At 36.4% G+C, this 18,688-nt stretch carries 14 protein-coding genes; 8 read left to right on the top strand and 6 right to left on the bottom strand.

Translation table 11 applies throughout. The annotated features are described in order from the left end of the window. Positions 1-63 precede the first annotated feature (63 nt). Positions 64-1,734 carry a sensor histidine kinase BfmS gene (bfmS, locus tag NI466_RS12115; RefSeq protein ID WP_253173723.1) on the bottom strand — a complete coding sequence of 557 codons (1,671 nt, stop codon included), beginning with the start codon at positions 1,732-1,734 and terminating at the stop codon, positions 64-66. A gap of 42 nt (positions 1,735-1,776) precedes the next feature. Beyond that, a complete protein-coding gene (bfmR, locus tag NI466_RS12110; RefSeq protein WP_004280782.1) occupies positions 1,777-2,493 on the bottom strand; it encodes a response regulator transcription factor BfmR in 717 nt (238 codons plus the stop codon). A 567-nt stretch (positions 2,494-3,060) separates the two neighbouring features. Between bfmR and NI466_RS12105 the strand changes: the two genes are divergently transcribed. From NI466_RS12105 to NI466_RS12090, 4 genes are all read left to right on the top strand, one after another. Beyond that, a complete protein-coding gene (locus tag NI466_RS12105; RefSeq protein WP_253173722.1) occupies positions 3,061-5,898 on the top strand; it encodes a ribonucleoside-diphosphate reductase subunit alpha in 2,838 nt (945 codons plus the stop codon). A 143-nt stretch (positions 5,899-6,041) separates the two neighbouring features. Further along, entirely contained in the window at positions 6,042-6,170 is a 129-nt protein-coding gene (locus tag NI466_RS16060) for a hypothetical protein (RefSeq protein WP_257225578.1), read from the top strand. Between the two features lie 218 nt (positions 6,171-6,388). After that, on the top strand, positions 6,389-6,625 hold the full coding sequence (locus NI466_RS12095; protein ID WP_005104088.1) for a DUF2188 domain-containing protein: 237 nt from the start codon (positions 6,389-6,391) through the stop codon (positions 6,623-6,625). 317 nt (positions 6,626-6,942) lie between these two features. After that, positions 6,943-8,226: a ribonucleotide-diphosphate reductase subunit beta gene (locus tag NI466_RS12090; protein WP_253173721.1), complete on the top strand. Its 1,284-nt coding sequence runs from the start codon at positions 6,943-6,945 to the stop codon at positions 8,224-8,226. 145 nt (positions 8,227-8,371) lie between these two features. On the opposite strand, the gene NI466_RS12085 is transcribed toward NI466_RS12090, so the two are convergent. The 3 genes from NI466_RS12085 to NI466_RS12075 all read right to left on the bottom strand — a co-directional run bounded on the left by NI466_RS12085 (position 8,372) and on the right by NI466_RS12075 (position 14,348). Beyond that, positions 8,372-10,270, bottom strand: a complete 1,899-nt coding sequence (locus tag NI466_RS12085) for a phospholipase D-like domain-containing protein (RefSeq protein ID WP_098715102.1) — start codon at positions 10,268-10,270, stop codon at positions 8,372-8,374. Between the two features lie 35 nt (positions 10,271-10,305). Beyond that, the gene (locus NI466_RS12080) at positions 10,306-13,971 is read right to left on the bottom strand and encodes an AAA domain-containing protein (protein ID WP_104425815.1); all 3,666 of its coding nucleotides are present in this window, start codon (positions 13,969-13,971) and stop codon (positions 10,306-10,308) included. Between the two features lie 161 nt (positions 13,972-14,132). Next, positions 14,133-14,348 carry a helix-turn-helix domain-containing protein gene (locus tag NI466_RS12075; RefSeq protein WP_068517820.1) on the bottom strand — a complete coding sequence of 72 codons (216 nt, stop codon included), beginning with the start codon at positions 14,346-14,348 and terminating at the stop codon, positions 14,133-14,135. A gap of 117 nt (positions 14,349-14,465) precedes the next feature. Here NI466_RS12075 and NI466_RS12070 point away from each other — a divergent pair, with 117 nt between their 5' ends. Continuing rightward, positions 14,466-14,708 carry a transposase gene (locus tag NI466_RS12070; protein WP_068517823.1) on the top strand — a complete coding sequence of 81 codons (243 nt, stop codon included), beginning with the start codon at positions 14,466-14,468 and terminating at the stop codon, positions 14,706-14,708. 115 nt (positions 14,709-14,823) lie between these two features. Here the strand turns inward: NI466_RS12070 and NI466_RS12065 are convergent, their stop codons facing one another. Then, on the bottom strand, positions 14,824-15,666 hold the full coding sequence (locus NI466_RS12065; RefSeq protein WP_068517825.1) for a hypothetical protein: 843 nt from the start codon (positions 15,664-15,666) through the stop codon (positions 14,824-14,826). 164 nt (positions 15,667-15,830) lie between these two features. Between NI466_RS12065 and NI466_RS12060 the strand changes: the two genes are divergently transcribed. From NI466_RS12060 to NI466_RS12050, 3 genes are all read left to right on the top strand, one after another. Further along, complete coding sequence (locus tag NI466_RS12060; protein WP_004753992.1) at positions 15,831-16,097, top strand: hypothetical protein; 267 nt, start codon at positions 15,831-15,833, stop codon at positions 16,095-16,097. A 240-nt stretch (positions 16,098-16,337) separates the two neighbouring features. Continuing rightward, the gene (locus NI466_RS12055; protein WP_253173720.1) at positions 16,338-17,042 is read left to right on the top strand and encodes a Tn7 transposase TnsA N-terminal domain-containing protein; all 705 of its coding nucleotides are present in this window, start codon (positions 16,338-16,340) and stop codon (positions 17,040-17,042) included. A gap of 1 nt (position 17,043) precedes the next feature. Next, positions 17,044-18,600 (top strand): TnsB C-terminal domain-containing protein, encoded by a 1,557-nt coding sequence (locus NI466_RS12050; RefSeq protein ID WP_253173718.1) that lies wholly within the window; start codon positions 17,044-17,046, stop codon positions 18,598-18,600. Positions 18,601-18,688: the final 88 nt, after the last annotated feature.

Here is an 18,688-nt window from a genome sequence, read left to right as displayed (position 1 = left end):
CTCTTCCAATAAAAAACGATGCTGATGCATCGTTTTTTTATGACCAAAATCATTTACACAATATCAAGCTAAATGATCACTCGCTTCCTCAGGCTTTTTTTCCAGCATCTTGCGCTTACCCTTCTTGACATAACGCTGTGCCGGCCAGGTCATGGTAAAACGCGCGCCACCCAGCGTCGGACTTTGATCCACCTGAATCGTACCACCAAACCAGTACGCAATCCGGCTGACAATGGATAAACCCAAACCATAACCACCCGAAGCACGGGTGCGGCTGTCATCCAGCCGGGCAAAGGCTTCAAAGACCCGGGCACGATCCACTTCCGGAATTCCCGGGCCATCATCTTCAACAGAGACATAGGCCTGACCATCCTGATCCAGACCACCACTGATCAGCACCTTATTGTCGCAATAACGCACCGCATTGCCGACCAGATTCTGAATTACGCGATGCAGATAACGGCGTTCTGCCTCAACCACCACATCAGGCATTGAATGTAGCTCAATGATTTTCTGGGTTTTTAATGCTTCAGTTTCCAGAGCTACCTGATTCAGCACTTCAAACAGATTGACCTTTTCAAACTCGATCGAAGGCATGCCCTGTTCTAGCTTGGCATAGGTCATGATCTCGTCAATCAGGGTATTCAGCGCCTCAATATCTTTATCAATCTGTTCGACCTGTTGCAGACGATAATCGTAATCATCTTCATCTGCCATCATTTCCACACCAAAACGAATCCGCGCCACTGGTGTACGAAGTTCATGCGACACCGCACGCATCAATTCACGTTGGGCTTCAATCAGGCGCTGAATATGATCAGACATATTGTTAAAGCTAGAGGCCAGCGTTGCCATTTCGTCACTTCCTTCTACAGGAAGACGCAATGACATATTACCGGTTTTCATTTTGTTTAAGGCATAGCTGACTTCACGCAACTTGCGCTGCATTGGCACCAGCAAACCATACACCCCCAGACTCAGCACAAACAGGCTCAATAAGGTAATACCAGTCGCTAACTGGAATGGCATCCAGTTAAACAATGGCACCGGTCCCATCACCAAGACTTGTGAGGTCGAACCTGGAATTGGCGAAATAATTGAAATGGTGGTGCCACGGATTGAGGCACTATCCCGATACAGGATAATACTGTGATCAAGACGCAAGCGCCCGATCTGCTCGGAATCTAAAGGTAAATTCTGGACATTTTCGATAGAAACCGGATAAGAAAAATAATCCTGAATACGAGCCAGATATTCTTTTTCCTGACCTGGATAGTAGACCAGATAGTCCAGGATAAAGACTGGTAAGGCCTTCATCTGGCGCTCAGTAATGCTGTCGGCCTTAATATAAAGGTAATGACCCGGGTCATCGCGCAGCCCAACCACAATATAGGCAATACCTGATTCGGCGTCCCAACGCACCACCGCCTTACGTTCGGCAATACGGCGTCCTTCAGCACGGGTAATGTCGACCTTGCTGGCTTCTACATAGTGAATGGGCAATTCCAGCAAATCGGAGGCATCAGAAACCCAATCCATTTTTTGCTGGAGATTTGGCTGGCGTGCAACCCCTTCACTGATGATATATGCCATACCATCAGTCAGGGATTCGCGATATTCTTGCGCACGCTGATAGTTGATAATCTGTACCAACAGATAGCCGAACACCGCCACCAAGACGACAAGGATGACGAGTCCTGCGTATATACGCAAAAATATACTGTGTTTAAACACCTATAATTTATCCTGCTTGTTCAAGCAACAAACCACATTTGCTTAAAGACCATTGGTCTCTTTAACAAAAAGATAACCTTTACTACGTACTGTTTTAATACGCTTCGGATTTTCTGGATCGTCACCGATTTTTGGACGGATACGAGAAATACGTACATCGATTGAACGGTCTTGACCATCATATTCGATACCACGTAAACGCTCGAAAATATCTTCGCGAGAGAGAATACGGCCAGCATTCGATGCAAGCAACCATAACAGATCATATTCTGCGCTGGTAAAATCAACCAGATCGCCATTTAAGGTCACTGAACGACCGCCGTTGTCGATGACCAGATCATCAAATTCGATGCGCTGTGCCACTTCATCTTCAGGTACCTTATCAGTACGGCGCAATAATGCACGAATACGTGCCAGCAATACACGCGGTTGAACAGGCTTAGCGACATAGTCATCTGCACCCATTTCCAGACCTAAAACCTGATCCATATCTTCAGTACGCGCAGTCAACATCAAAATCGGTTGATGATAATGTGGACGCACTTCACGGCAAATGGTCAAGCCATCCGCACCTGGCAACATCACATCCAGCACCACCATATCTGGCTGCTCGGCAATAATCCGACGAATGGCACGGTTACCATCCGGCTCTACCCCCACCTCAAGTCCGTTACGAATGAGGTATTCTTGCGTTAAACGGGCAAGACGCTCGTCATCTTCAACAATTAAAATCTTGGGTAACTTTTCTTCTTGGCTCATGTATTGCCCCTTATTTGGTGGATCTACGCTATAGGCGTATCCTTTTGAAATCCAATAGATACGTTTTTAATATGCTTGCAATATACACACGTTTACATTGTAAACAAGATAGCGTTCACCAAACTGATACATCAAGATAGCATTTTGTAATATTTTATCGTGCATTTTTTGGACAATTATGCTTGAAACAGTGGCTTAGATCTGATTTGCGATTTACACAACTATTACATGGACAAAATATGACTGCTTGATTCAGCACTTTTTAGTTATCCACAGTGTTATCTATAAGCACTTTCTTTTGACTTTGTTATGCTATGCCTTGCCTGATAAGGCTTATACAAAAATCAATAAAAATAGCGATATTTTTACAAGGATTAAAGCACAACTTAAGAAAAATATTTAGCTAAATGTCAATATTGATCTACCCTAAATTTTCCCGTATCTTGTGTTCAATTAATTTTAAAACCACTAGGTCTTGTGTTTATTCCTCAAACACTGTGGCACGAATTTTGCCCAGTTCAAACGGTCTATAAACATAAAAATAGATGACAATGGAGCTATGCTAACATGAGCGTAATCACTTCAACTCCTGGTCAACTTCAGGTGATTAAACGCACCGGTGATGTTGCCGCTTTTGATGCAGAAAAAATTTCTGTCGCAATTGGTAAAGCGTTTTTGGCGGTTGAAGGCCAACAAAGCGCTGACTCGAGCCGGATCCATGATCGTATCGAGCAACTGACGGAAATGGTATTAAATACCTTTAAACGTCGTTTACCTTCTGGCGGAACGATTCATATTGAAGAAATTCAAGACCAAGTTGAACTTGCGCTAATGCGTACGGGCGAACAGAAAGTTGCACGCTCTTATGTCATTTACCGTGAACAACGTTCTGAAGCACGTAAACAGTTAGGTGCACATCATCACCCGACCCTGCAAATTACCGATGCTGAAGGCAAACTCAAGCCACTAGATTTAAGTGCTTTAACTGCGCATGTTACTAAAGCAGCAGAAGGCCTTGAAGGGATTGATGTACAAGCCATTGTCGATGAGACTGTGAAAAACTTGTACAACGGCGTAAAAGAGTCTGACATCTCGACCACGATGATGATGGCGACCCGTACCCGTATTGAGCAAGAGCCTAACTATACGTATGTGACTGCACGTTTATTGCGTGATGACCTGGTTGCGACTGGTTTGAAATTCCTGGGTCTACCTGTAGATACAGTTGAAGGTGATGCGCTAGAAACTTACCTGAAAAAAGGGATTGAGCTTGAGCTGCTTTCTCCAGAATTGCTGAACTTTGACCTGGCGAAACTGGCTGCTGCGATTCAACCGGAACGCTCTAACCAGTTTACTTACCTAGGTCTGCAAACATTATTTGACCGTTACTTCATCCATTCAGATGGCGTACGTTTTGAACTTCCGCAATTGTTCTTTATGCGTGTTTCTATGGGCTTGTCGCTCAATGAAGAAAACCGTGAAGACCGTGCAATCGAGTTCTATAACTTATTATCTAGCTTCGACTACATGGCTTCGACGCCTACCCTGTTTAACTCAGGTACGCTTCGTCCACAATTGTCTAGCTGCTACTTAACAACCATTGATGATGACCTGTATGACATTTATGGCGCAATGCGTGATAACGCAATGCTGTCTAAATGGGCAGGCGGTTTAGGTAATGACTGGACGCCAGTTCGTGCCTTGAACTCATACATCAAAGGTACAAATGGTAAGTCGCAAGGTGTTGTTCCGTTCCTGAAAGTGGCGAACGATACAGCTGTTGCGGTGAACCAGGGCGGCAAGCGTAAAGGTGCAGTTTGTGCATACTTAGAAACTTGGCACCTCGACATCGAAGAATTCCTTGAACTGCGTAAGAACACTGGTGATGACCGTCGTCGTACCCATGACATGAACACTGCGAACTGGGTTCCTGACCTGTTCATGCAACGTGTATTCGAAGATGCAGAATGGACTTTATTCACGCCTTCTGAAACGCCTGATCTGCATGATTTGACCGGTGCAGAATTCGCTGAGCGTTATGCGCACTACGAAGCGATTGCCAAAGAAACAAACATGTTGCACAAGAAAATCCGTGCAAAAGATTTGTGGCGCAAAATGCTGTCTATGCTGTTTGAAACTGGTCACCCGTGGATCACATTCAAAGACGTATGTAACCTGCGCTCACCACAGCAACACGTAGGTGTAGTTCACTCGTCTAACTTATGTACAGAAATTACGCTGAACACCAGCAAAGAAGAAATCGCGGTATGTAACCTTGGTTCGATCAACCTGGTACAACACGTTCAAGGTGGTGTGTTAGATCGTGAAAAACTGGCACGCACGGTTAAAACTGCGGTTCGTATGCTCGACAACGTGATTGACATCAACTACTACGCTGTTCCACAAGCACGTAACTCGAACCTGAAACACCGTCCGGTCGGTATGGGTATCATGGGCTTCCAGGATGCACTGTATGAGATGAACCTTGCCTATGGTTCTGATGCTGCAGTTGAGTTTGCTGATGAATCTATGGAAGTGATTTCGTACTACGCGATTTCAACATCTAGCGATTTGGCTGTTGAACGTGGTACATACGAAACCTTCAAAGGTTCATTGTGGGATCAAGGTATCCTGCCAATCGACTCGCTTGATCTGGTTGCGAAAACCCGTCCAGAACGCATGTTCGAAGTAGACCGTACTCAACGTCTGGACTGGGATACTTTACGTGCCAAAGTTCAAAAAGATGGTATGCGTAACTCGAACGTGATGGCAATTGCACCGACTGCAACGATTTCAAACATCTGTGGCGTGTCTCAATCTATTGAGCCAACCTTCCAGAACTTGTATGTGAAATCAAACCTGTCTGGCGAATTCACCGTGATTAACCCGTACCTGGTACGTGCGTTAAAAGAACGTGGTCTTTGGGATGCGGTAATGGTCAATGACCTGAAACACTTCGAAGGTTCTGTTCAGAAGATTTCCCGTATTCCTGAAGAGCTTAAAGCAATCTTCGCGACTGCGTTTGAAGTTGAAACTCGGTGGATCGTAGATGCTGCTTCACGTCGTCAAAAATGGATTGACCAAGCGCAGTCTCTTAACCTTTACATCGCTGGTGCAAACGGTAAAAAACTGGACATCACTTACAAGATGGCCTGGTTACGTGGTCTTAAGACAACTTATTATCTACGTGCATTGGGTGCGACGTCTGCTGAGAAATCTACAATTAACACTGGCGCATTGAATGCAGTTAAACCTGCAACTGTTGCGGCTCCTGTTGTAGCAGCAGCTCCTGTCGTTGAAGCGCAAAAACCTGAAGCTCCTGTAGAGGAAGAAGGTTTTGCTCAAGCGGCTCCAGTGCCAATGGCATGTTCAATTGACAACCCTGATTGTGAGGCTTGTCAATAATTGGCGAGTTTCTAGAATCCCCCTAAGTCCCCCTTTTCCAAAGGGGGACTTCCAGAAATCAAAATAGGTGGATGGAAGCCTCTCCTTTATTAAAGGAGGGGTTTGGGGAGGATTTAGAATTTAATACAAATAAGGAAACCTCAATGCCCCATATGACCCACAACTACATGTTAGGACTTGCGGCATTGCTGATTTCCTTTGGTATTACCTTTTATTTGCCAATTGCTTATTTCTGGCTCAAAGTTCGCCAGCAGCGTAAGCAAAATAAGTAATTTTCTTTAGACGAATTACTTCTTTTGATTATGTTAGCTGATTGCCGAAAATGAAAAAAGGGAACACCGCGTCAACGATGCTCCCCTTTTCCCTAAAGATCATTAGGCTGTCTTTAGGGCGATAACTTTTTTACCAAAAAGCTAGGGAATATTCTGAACTAGTTTAAAGCAATCGTCAAATTAGCCTTTGTTGAAAGCTCAAATTTAGGAGTATTCTCATGAGCAAATCAAATGACCGTATGGTATATCAACGTGGAAATGAATGGGTAAATAAAGCAAATGGTAATTCTACCGCTTCCTCCATTCACTCAACACAACGTGATGCAATAAACTCAGCTAGAACTATGTTAAAAAACTCTGGCGGAGGAGAATTGACAATCAAAGGTACTAATCAATTGATTCGTCAAAAAGACACAATTTCCCCAGGAAATGATCCAAGAAACATAAAAGGCTAATTTATCTCTTAAAAAACAACCTCGATTTAATCGGGGTTGTTCTGTTTTTAAAAAACTATAACCAATTGATTTTATTATTTTTTTCAACGGAAAAACCAATAAGGAAATTCTACTTAAAAAACAAAAGAATAGAAGAACCATAGTCGTTTTTTCATCAAAAAAAATCTTATTACCTATTAAATTTTCGCGATCAAAACTACAATACATTCCAAATTTATTAAAAACTAAATCGCCTCGCTTAACAAATGTTCGTTGTTTCTTTAAACACCAGATAGTCCAATGTACATAAGTGAAGCGTATAATTTGAGAGAATTGATATGTCTATCCTAAGTTGGGACGATTTCGAAAATGATTCGCAAAAACCGGTTGCACCTGAACAGCAGCCTGCGCCCGTCGAGCCGCAAAAAGCGACTAATTCACAGATGGTATCTGATGCAGGCAACGCATCGTCGGATGTGGCAGCTACACAACCCCTTAGAGCCACTCAAAACAGAGGATCAAATCCAACCGATTCGCTGGCAAGAGCATCTGCTTCCCTAGAGCAGCTTGATGTTGCTCCAGGCCTTGAAGAGCTTGAAATGGGTGCACAGCGTGTACAGGTTGATGACAAGGCGATGATCAACTGTCGTGCAGACTTGAACCAGCTTGTTCCATTCAAATACGAATGGGCTTGGCAGAAGTATCTGGACGGATGTGCAAACCACTGGATGCCACAAGAAGTCAACATGAACCACGACATCGCGTTGTGGAAGTCTGAAAATGGCTTGACTGAAGATGAACGTACCATCGTGATGCGTTCACTCGGTTTCTTCTCAACTGCCGATTCACTGGTTGCAAACAATCTGGTACTGGCGATTTACCGTCACATTACCAACCCTGAATGCCGTCAGTACATCTTGCGTCAGGCATTTGAAGAAGCGATTCACACACACGCTTACCAGTACTGTATCGAGTCGTTAGGTATGGATGAAGGCGAAGTCTTCAACATGTACCGCGAAGTTCCGTCAGTGGCACGTAAAGCAGCGTGGGGCCTGAAATATACTCAGTCTTTAAGTGATCCTACTTTCAAAACCGGTACACCTGAAAACGACCAGATTCTGCTTCGCAACCTGATCGCATTCTATTGTGTACTTGAAGGTATCTTCTTCTACTGCGGTTTCAGCCAGATCCTGTCGATGGGCCGTCGTAACAAGATGAATGGTGTTGCCGAGCAATTCCAGTACATCCTGCGTGACGAGTCAATGCACCTGAACTTCGGTATCGATATGATCAACCAGATCAAGATCGAAAACCCAGGTTTATGGACCACTGAATTCCAGGAAGAAATCATCCAGATGATTCTTGAAGGTACCATGCTGGAAATCGAATATGCACGTGACACCATGCCACGCGGTGTACTTGGCATGAATGCTGGCATGATGGAAGAATACCTGAAGTTTATTGCTAACCGTCGTCTGGCGCAGTTAGGCTTGCCTGAACAGTTTGCTGGTGTGAACAACCCATTCCAGTGGATGTCAGAAATGATGGACTTGCGTAAAGAGAAGAATTTCTTCGAGACGCGTGTTACGGATTATCAGACTGGCGGTGCGTTAAGCTGGTAAGGTTTAGCTTAAAACGTCACGCGACACATAAGTTGTCATTTGCGACGCATAAGATGTCATTGAGCGACACATAAGTTGTCATTGATAAAGAAACCGCCATTAATGGCGGTTTCTTTAACTTAACAACCCTTATATTAGTTAAAACTTATGCATGATTTAAATTATTAAAAAAATTTGAATAAAATTTTTGTTCAATTTTATCAGCCTCTAAATAAATACCTAATTCATGATAGAGATCGTTGTTCTTATAGTTACCTGAAGAATCAGAAGACATCCAGTTTAAGCTTGTGATAACAATATGATTTTTATCCCAAGCCAACACTTTGGCATGGCTATGATTTCCAGAGGGTGGAGAATGAAGTTTTAATGCAATTTTATCGTTGTCTATACTGTTAGAGAACTTTTGCACTTGCTTATGATCAAAAATTTCTTTATCGACTGTAGAGTAAAATGCTGAAACACGTACCCTACAAGTTGATAAACTATCCCAAATACTTCTATGTAGATTTGGGCTTATTTTATCACTTAATAAGGTAACTCTATGTTCTGCTTTCTTAGCTTCGTGTATATATCGCAAATGATGCCCTTTGAGTAAAAGTGAAACATTAATATTTTTTTCATTGTCTTGATTAGAGCTAGGTTTAATACTTTGAGCCAAATCTAATAATTCTGAACCTAAATAGTTATTAATTAATTTTGCACCAGTAGTCAAACTAGCTGATATTTGAATCATTTCTTTTGAAAAATCATTATCTTGAATAAATACAGAAGCTTCATAACGATTAAATTCTGAGAAAAACCAATTACAAGATCCTATTAACGAACAATGATTATTTTCAGTATCCCAAAGCAAATATTTAGCATGAGACCCTGTCTGGATTTCATGTAAAATAATCCTTCCATTGTAATCACAATAAAGCTTTTTAAATTGTGAGGTAATCTCTTCAAAGTTTCTTAATTCTTTTTCTCTAATATCAGGTGAATCGAAATCATCTTTACCCCATAAAATAATAACTTTAACCCCTCTGTTAACGGCATCTAATAGTTCACTTAAATAGAGATTTATTCTAGATGGACGAATAAAAGTAGAATGAATTATTAAATAGTTTTTACACTCACGAATAGCATCAAGAAATTTTTGAAGATGCTCATTCCCTCCTAAAATAAGTGAAACATGCTGTTCAGATATCTTATAACTTTTGGGAGGATTTGCTAAATTTTCTGAACTACCATCCCCGACATATTGATATGTTTCTTTTATACTCTCATTATTCCTCTGACTTTCGATTAATCGCTTTTTAATTTCTGTAGACAAATATTCTTTAAAGGAGTAACCAAAAATAGAGCAATAATCATTACTAGATGTTGGATTGAGATAATTCTCATAAAAATGTATATCTATTTCATTATTTTTATTGATTTTTGCATTAAATATTAAGTACCTATTAACTGATAAACTTCTATCTAATGGTGGCGATACAGAAATAAGCTCTTCATTCGGTTGGGTAACAGCACAGCCAAGTTCTTGTGTATCAAGAATATATGGATGCGGTATATTCTTAATATTAATATATCTTTTATTATCCCAACTATTAACTAAAGTATTGATGTCACTCTCATTATAAGTAGTAATAAAAGAGTGATTACACAATCCTAAATACTGACCATTTGTAAGATTAACTAGAAAATCTCTATATGTATAAAATTCTTTTTTTATCGAAGGCAATTCAGAAGCTTTTGCAATAAATTTACCACGCTCAGTAATTCTTACACTAATACTCTCAGGCTCTTGAATAATTTCAATCCAATTTAATTTTAAAAATGGTAGAAGTATTTGAACTAAAATTTGTCTACGAATACCAGAATATGCTGATAATTTATCAATAGTAAATTCATTATCTGCAATAGTTCTCAACAATAAATGGTCGATAATATTCCAATTACTCTTCTTTTTAAAAGTAAATAGATTAGTCCCGTAAGAAAAAGGAACAATGAGATAAAAAGGTTGTGATTTTTTAGGACGTTTGGAATTGGATGATTTCATATTGTATAGCTTACGAAAATTAATAAAGGTAAAATTTATTTAAAAAATTGGCTTATATGAGAAGTAATATCTATCTTCTTAATTGGACTAACACTATCTTTATTTATATTAGGTTCTTCGTTGACCCATTTACATAATGTGTCTATAAATTGATAGTCATTAATAATATCCAATTTTTTCTCAAATGGTGCTCGATAAGCCCAATATTCGAACATTCCTATACTTCCAATTACAAACATTTGATATTTTGCTCTACTAAACATTACATTTAAACGTCTTTCATCAAGCAAAAAACCTAATGAACTCTTATCAGATTTATTGATGTTATGTCTGACAAGACTCACAATTACAAGATCCGCTTCCCCTCCTTGAAATGAATCAACTGTTTTACAAAGCTCCACTCCACAATAGAATCCTTTGCTTTTCAACTTATTAATTAAATTTTCCTCATTAATCATTTCATTAATTTTAGCAATTTGATTTTTATAAGGAGTTAGAATAACTATTGATGGATTCTTTTTAGCTACTTCTGTGACTTGAACTGCTTCTAACATTCTTCTGATAACATCAACTTCTGCCTCATTAGCCAAATTATTTTCAAGTGGCCTAGCTTCTCGCAATTTATTAGGATCACAAATGTCGAGCCAAATAAAACCTTTATTTTTATTTAAATCTGGCAAATCAGAGCATATTGAAAACTTGAATGGCCTATTAATTGTGTTTAAATATTTTTCTTCATTTTCTGAATTATTTTTTAGTTCTGAATTATAAAACAATGTAGAAACCACTTCTGAAATATCTGGATGCATCCGATATTGCTCAGTAATAATATCCCCCATAAGACGGCTACTTTTAGCTTTTTTATATTTTTCAATATTTTTAACCAAAGTCTGGAATAGTGAAAAATATTTTCGAACATTTTCAATAACCGGATGATATTTATTGGAAAAATATTCTAAAAACTCTACACTATTATCATTTAAATTATCTTTTACATATTGAGCTACTTCAGAAAACTCATTCAGACTAGATAATTTTGTTAAATTACTCGAAAAAGGGCCTGTAGAGACACTTTGTATTAAAAGAGGAACATCAAAATTTTCACCTAATAAAATTTTATTAATAGTATTTTCAGAAAAAGGAGGTAATTGTTTGTGATCTCCAATCAATAAACGCTTTGATGATAGTAAAAGAGGACTTAGCAACTCTAAACCAGAGGCCTTCCCTGACTCTTCTAAAATTGTCCAATCAAATTGGTGATTATTTCTATTAATCGTCTCAATTGTAGAAGAATTTGATGTAGCTAATACAATATTGGCACTACTAAGAACATGCCTATAAAGAGATCTACGCAGATAATTTGATTCAGTAGCTTTCTTTATTTGTTCATTTAAATCTAAATATTTTGAAGCATCCTGCCACATCAGGCTTTCTTTAATACTATCCCACAAAGTAGCAGTATGTTTTTCAAATTGCTGAATATCACCTCTATCCTCTATTTCATCTTCAATATTATTAAAAGTATCTAAAATCATTAAATTGTCTGATAGTGGACCTTTTTTAATTTCATCATAGAGAACTTGTACAGTTGCATGGCTTTGAGCACTTAAGACGACTTTACTATCTGGCTCATCATTAAAGATTTGCTCTAGCAAACTGGTTACTAAAAATGTTTTGCCAACTCCTGGTGGTCCTTGCACAATATAATTAGGATAAGTATCTAATGCCTCACGATAAATATTTTGCTTAGAATTATCTAACTTATCATATACTTTTACATATTTATTTGGATATTTCAGCTTTGACGTACTGCTTTCCATATGCATAATACTTGAAATTAAAGCAGAATTTTTCGCGACTTGCTCTAAAGTATAATTTCTGCGCAATAGTGCTGTATAATTTGCAAGTAAAGATTTTGGGTATATATATAGTTCTTGTTCATTAATGATCTGGCTTATATCCTTTAACGTATTTGGATTTTGAGGATCATTTTTTACTATAAAATCATAACAAGCTAGAGTTTTTTCGTGCTTCCTAAAAGTGATTATTATTTTAAAGTTTTTAGTAGAAAACCCTTTTGTTTTAATATTTGGAGAAGCGTGAAAATCATCTTTTTCAGTAGGAAGTTTATTAGATAATATCCATTCTTTTTCATCCATTTCAGTAACTAAACTTTTAAAATGATGAGTAGATATTGGCTTATCTATAATTTTTGAGAATTTTAAATTTTCATTGTTTTTTTCAGGATCAATAGTTAAAATAATACTATCTTGGTTATTATTCCCAATTTTAACTTTAACATTTGCTTTAAAAACTTTTGTCCAATACTCTGAAACCTCAATGGAATAACAAAGCAACATAGTATTAATAAAATTCCTAACATCCTCACTTAATACTTGTTCTTTCTTAAAACTATCAATTATGTTCATCCAGGAATTTGATGAATTAGAGCTAGAAACCAAATTTAATTTTATTGAAAAATCTTTAGAGATTTTATGATAACCTTTCAGACTTTTAGAATCACAATAAATATTTGTAATTAATACAAGATTACTCCATTGAAAATTATTTGTCCCCTCAACTCTAGTAGGTTTTATCTCATATAAAAGCTGATTACCTTGTATAAAAAACAACTCTCCATCTTTAATATTACTTTTAATAATATTTATTTTATTTAAATCAATATCATTTTTAACAAATTTATAAAAATCATCAATCAAGATTTCATTATCTTTATCTTTTTTTAAGAACTTGCTTAAAATACCCAAAAAACTTTCTATTTTCTTTCTATTAATTGTTATATCATATGTTTTAATTTCATTTGTATCAGCATCTAGTTCATTTTCTAATGAGAAAATAATATACTTTATACTTTCAATAATCTCCGAACTAGAAAGATGACTATCTCGATAAATATTCTTCAATTTACAAATGTTTTTTAATTTATCTATTAATTTTTTTTCATTTTCAGTTAAATAATTAAAATCATGATCTGATAGGCTATCATCAATCCCTACTACTAGTAATGATTCAATTAAATTACCCAACAAATACCAATCTTCATTATATGAAGAAACCATTGAAGTACTTTCTAAGTTAACCATATATGAAGGTTTAAGTTTATTTACTGAGAGTAACCATTCGAATCCTGTTAATCTAAAAAAATTAATATCATTTTCAAATCTAATTACAATATTTTCTGGACTTATTTTTCTATGTAAAAGACCATTTTGATGTAAAATATCTAACCCAAAGGCTATACTTAAAATATTTTTCCATAACTTAATACGATGATATGGTATCATCAAATTTTGGAAATATATCCAGCTTTTTCTTTTTAGTCTTTGGCTTGATTTGTTAATGTCATTTATATATGTGGATAACAAAATATCATTTTCATCACACTCATATGTGATACTAAAACTTTCATCATCATAATATGCATTATTAATAACTAATAAATACCTTTCTGAATTTGGGTAATTTTTTAATAATTGTAATTGTCTTACTTCATCCAACCAAATCTCTTTAATAATTTCATCTTTTTGATTAATTCTCGGCCAAATTTTCATAAAGAAACATTCATCACCTATATAATCACTTGGGGAAGCTTCTCGATATAATTTATATAAATTATAATTCTTACCCTCATATATTATTTCTTCATCAATATAGTTTTGTAGTACCTTATAATCTTGCATTAAAATTTACCTAATTTAATTACAAATAGAATGCTTACAATTAAGCACGAGATTCCCGTATCTTTTTTATACAGATTTGTTTATCAGATAAATAATAATTTAAAATTAATTAAATTTCAATAGCTTAGGAAATCAAGAAGTAAGTTATAAATCTTCAAGCTTTAAATAAAGCTAGATAAATCAGTATTTAGTGCATTTAGCCAATCCATTAACTCAATCACATCTAAACGTCTTTCTAGAATTTCAACTTTAGACACATAAGACTGAGGCTTACCCAAACGCTGGGCAAGCTCAACCTGAGTCACATTTTTAGACTCACGCAGTTCTATAAGTTTTTTAATTAGGTCTTGATACCTAGGATCGTGTATTGAGCGCATGGCTCAATATCAGTTACAATTAAAAATATCCCAAAATAGGATATTTCAACTTAACCCTATCTGTTTATTGATTTTTTTATTTTGGATAATGATTGAACGATAGTTTAGGAACTCAATGTGAAGCAAAAATTTTCTGTAACTCAAATCAATAGCATTGTTAAAAAACATTTAGCAGGTGCCTCTATCGAACAGATTTGTCAGGAATATCAAATTAGCGTGGCAACTCTCTATCGCTGGAAAGCAAACTATTTAGACGTAAGTGAGCAAATTCTCACTCGTTTAGATAAGTTAGAGCAGGAAAATTTAGCTCTAAAGCAGATGTATGCGGAAGAAAAATTATCTAAACGTCTAGAAATATAGTGCTTTTAATTCACTTATTTATTTTACGATTCTTCTCACCTATTCCTCACGGTGCAATAGCTCTCGCTCAAAATCTCGAATGTAAATTTCAAAGATAATTTGCATTCGAAGTAGTTCAGAATGCATCTGTTCTCAAAATATTCCCCCCTTCAAACAGACTTAGAACGTGTTTTTCATGTAACAAATCTGATAATGCTCTTACGCTTTCCTTTCTTGTAATACCCACTCCCCCCTTATCTTCCATTGATAACAGCAAATTTATCAAAATTCTGACATTTTTCGAAAAACTATCCACAAAATTTTTACCCAATACTTGCTTTGTTGAGCTAACTAAAGAGAAAATGTTCGAATTAATTAATGAAATAAAGTGTTCACGATAATTAAAGAATGGAAGTTCAGTACAGATAATAAGTAGAGTCCTATAAATAGACTGACTTATTGCAAAAGTATCCTCTGCTCTATCAACAGCTAGTTTAAAAAAAATTATCTGTGCAGCCAACGCATCTAATCCAGCGAGATATTCTAACTGGCGCAATTTTCTTTTAGATAGGTTAGAGACTAATAAACTTCCACAATCATATTTATTAGCTTTATAAAGAATACGTTGGACTTCCCACGATAGATTTCTAAGCTCATCACTTAACAGCGATTCAATACTAATGGAGTTATTCATGACTTGCCAAAGAGTATGTTTAAGAAGCATAGAGCTGCCTTGTACATGAGATTCTGCTTGGCCTATAAGTATAGGACTTGGAGTATGTTTACCTAAGCGATAACCTCGCCATTTATTATTATGATAAGCATCACCATGCTTATTTTTATTAAAAGCATCTGGCTCAATTACTTTTTCAATTTGATAATCTGAATTTTTAGATAAATTGACCCTGATATACCAATACCATAATGAAACTCGAACGATATCTAACTCACTTCTTTTTTCCATTTTTGTATTTTTCATTTTTTAGTCAATCTCAAAAAAAATCCTAGTTATAGTTATTTATAATTTAAAAACAATAAATTAGAAATTTGTATAGAGTAAAAGATTGAGCTCTTTTTACTTTCTACACAACTTTTTTTAAAAGATATATGCTTCTGTTGTGACAGGACAATACAAGACACCCTATGCAAAACCATTTCATCGTTGATGCAACAACAATAGAAAAAGAGCTATTTGACCGTTATGGCCCACTAATAGCTGATGATGCTCTAAGAATTGCTTTAGGTTACAAAACCACAGATGCTTTTCGTCAAGCATTAACACGTAAAACTGTTCCTATTCCTATTTTCACTTTCCCAAATCGTCGTGGAAAATATGCGTTAGTAAAAGATGTTGCTACATGGCTAGCAAACCAAAGAAACTCATCTTTAGATCCGAACCATAACCACTAAGTTTTCATTTTTCAAAAAATTATTATGGAGTCATCATGAAAAACTAAACCAAAAATCAATAAAAAACGGACCCCAAAAAGATCCGTTTGTGACTTTATATAGAAGCATATAAAGACCTGAGAATCATAGTATCTTCTCTATATCGTCACCAGTCAAGTAAGTGCTATTCAATCGTAATAGTACAGATTAACTCATTCTCAAATATCTATTGAGAATAGGATTACTTCTGGATAAACAGATATGTCTTATAAAACAGTTTTTTCAAAAACTGATATTCAAATGAATATCCTTGAACAAATCAGGATTGCCTTTGAATCAACAGCAAATGTAGCAGCTACACTTCACGGGCAACGTAAAATCTATCAAGGTGCTTTTGGCCGTCGAACTTCCCTTTTCCCTAGTCAAAAGTGTTGCGGTGCAATACCACTAGAAAGCCGTCTTGAACTGGCACATGCGATACATTTAGAACAAAATCCCAACATCATAAATTATCGCTCACAAGCATTAAAAATTTTACTTATCAATGAACAATATTGTTTTCCAGATTTTTTAGTTAAAACAATAAAAGGTAGTTATGAGGTTCATGAAGTCAAACCATCCATAGCATCACTATCAACAGATGATTTAAATCGCTTTGCAATACTATCTGATCTACTTCACTCGATTGATATTACTTTTAAGCTAATAGATCACATAGACTTACCAAGTGAGTCAGAAATTTCGCAGCTACTTTACTGGTATCAAAGAGGACATAGATTCAATTGGAAAACCCTCGAAATCAATTACGCCTTACGTCACTTAAATTTCGAAGAATTTGATACCTCACAGCAAGTCTACAAAACACTTGAATCAATAGGTCTTAAACAAGAACTAGCTGATTATTTATTTTTTCATAAAAAAATTAAGCTCCGCTCAGAAAATATGAATAGTCGAAAGGTCTATTAATATGGAAAACTCTCTTTTTATACCTCAATCTGGTTTTCGTTTTTATTTTAAAGCACATCCCGACTATGTTTTTGAAATCGGATCTATAACCTATAATGCTATTCGATATGCTGCTATAGCTGGCGGAAAGTCATTTTCAATAACACCCACCGAATTTGAAAGTCGCTATAAATTAGGTGAAATTTTATGTGTATTTGCCCCTGAGAAACTCATAATCAACCCAAAATATAGTTCAGAACTTCATCGCAAAGAGCGCTATGTTGTCAATGCATTACAACTATTGGAGCACCCTACAAGTATTAATCTGCTTTCCGAATTAATCCCCCAGATAGCTTCCAACATTAATGACCTTAACCCACCTTCGTGCCGTACTGTAGCAAGATGGATCAATAAATATCAAAGTTATTCTCAGAATAAACTGTGCTTACAAAATAAATATTCAGGTAATCGTAGTTTACGATTCCCTCCTGAAATTTATCAAATTCTAAATCAAGCAATTAATGAAATTTATTTAAAGCCTGAATATAGAAGTGGTAAAGACGTACTTGCCTATATGCTTGGCCGATTCATGGAACAAGGCATCCCATTAGAACAGTTACCAACACTTCGTAGTATCCAGCGACATATCAAAAAATTAGATCCTTATATTGAATTTAAAATGAAAAAAGGGTCCCGAATAGCGAAGAAAAAATTTCAAGCTGCTGGCAAAAGTATCATTAGTCCATTCGCTCTTTATATGGTCGAAATTGATACACACTATTTAGATCTAATCGTGATTGATCCGAAGACGAAACTTGCCTTAGGTCGACCATTTCTCGCATGTGCAATTGATATCTACTCTAGAGCCATTGTTGGCACTTATATAAATATGTATCCCCCTAGTGCTGCAACTACATTAGAAGTTATCAAGGATATGATTACTCGGCCAAACCAAAAGTTACCAGGAGGAATCCCAAGTATCATCATTCCAGATAATGGTGTGGAGTTTAAAAACAATGCTCTCGAACGAGTATGTGAACAGCTGAAAATTACTTTGACTCCTTCCCAAGTAGGTACGCCTAATAACAAACCTCATATTGAACGTTTTTTTAGTACGCTCACACATGGGATTATACAAAAACTACCAGGTACAACTTTTTCTAATCCAACAAATAGAGGTGAATATAATTCAAGTAAAATTGCACAATTAACTTTAGAACAATTAAAACAATATATAGGTACTTGGATTCATGAGGTTTATCACCGATCTATCCATCACACGACAGGACGTTCACCTATCATCATGTGGCAAGATGCCATTGAAGATATACGACCGAGTTTTCTTACAGATATAGATGCAAAAATTTTATGCCGTAGGCCTATTGAAAGAAGCATTAATCACGGTCAAGTACGTGTAGATGGTATTAGTTATTTTTCACACGCTCTAACTACACTACAAGCTAAAGGCATAAAAAAAGTTACCGTGCTTATAGATGATTTAAATTTAAATGAAGTTTTTATCATTGATCCCAATAAGAAAGATGTAATCATTCAAGCAGATTCAACCAATCAAGACTGAACCGTACCGGGTTTGTCGGAGAGTCAATATTCTGAGAGACTACCCCGATGACAAAATTAAAATATACCCCTGAAATCAGAGAAAGAGC

Source organism: Acinetobacter lwoffii (assembly GCF_024129595.1).
In the GTDB taxonomy this organism is placed as follows: Bacteria; Pseudomonadota; Gammaproteobacteria; order Pseudomonadales; family Moraxellaceae; genus Acinetobacter; species Acinetobacter lwoffii_O.
The sequence above is the reverse complement of the archived record's forward strand: the minus strand, read 5'-3'. Positions and strand labels throughout refer to the sequence as shown.

Excerpts from the sequence above, each read along its gene's own strand:
- bfmR (WP_004280782.1), bottom strand. The coding sequence starts at position 2,493 with ATGAGCCAAGAAGAAAAGTTACCCAAGATTTTAATTGTTGAAGATGAC.
- NI466_RS12105 (WP_253173722.1), top strand. The coding sequence starts at position 3,061 with ATGAGCGTAATCACTTCAACTCCTGGTCAACTTCAGGTGATTAAACGC.
- NI466_RS16060 (WP_257225578.1), top strand. The coding sequence starts at position 6,042 with ATGCCCCATATGACCCACAACTACATGTTAGGACTTGCGGCATTGCTG.
- NI466_RS12095 (WP_005104088.1), top strand. The coding sequence starts at position 6,389 with ATGAGCAAATCAAATGACCGTATGGTATATCAACGTGGAAATGAATGG.
- NI466_RS12090 (WP_253173721.1), top strand. The coding sequence starts at position 6,943 with ATGTCTATCCTAAGTTGGGACGATTTCGAAAATGATTCGCAAAAACCG.
- NI466_RS12085 (WP_098715102.1), bottom strand. The coding sequence starts at position 10,270 with ATGAAATCATCCAATTCCAAACGTCCTAAAAAATCACAACCTTTTTAT.
- NI466_RS12080 (WP_104425815.1), bottom strand. The coding sequence starts at position 13,971 with ATGCAAGATTATAAGGTACTACAAAACTATATTGATGAAGAAATAATA.
- NI466_RS12075 (WP_068517820.1), bottom strand. The coding sequence starts at position 14,348 with ATGCGCTCAATACACGATCCTAGGTATCAAGACCTAATTAAAAAACTT.
- NI466_RS12065 (WP_068517825.1), bottom strand. The coding sequence starts at position 15,666 with ATGAAAAATACAAAAATGGAAAAAAGAAGTGAGTTAGATATCGTTCGA.
- NI466_RS12060 (WP_004753992.1), top strand. The coding sequence starts at position 15,831 with ATGCAAAACCATTTCATCGTTGATGCAACAACAATAGAAAAAGAGCTA.
- NI466_RS12055 (WP_253173720.1), top strand. The coding sequence starts at position 16,338 with ATGTCTTATAAAACAGTTTTTTCAAAAACTGATATTCAAATGAATATC.
- NI466_RS12050 (WP_253173718.1), top strand. The coding sequence starts at position 17,044 with ATGGAAAACTCTCTTTTTATACCTCAATCTGGTTTTCGTTTTTATTTT.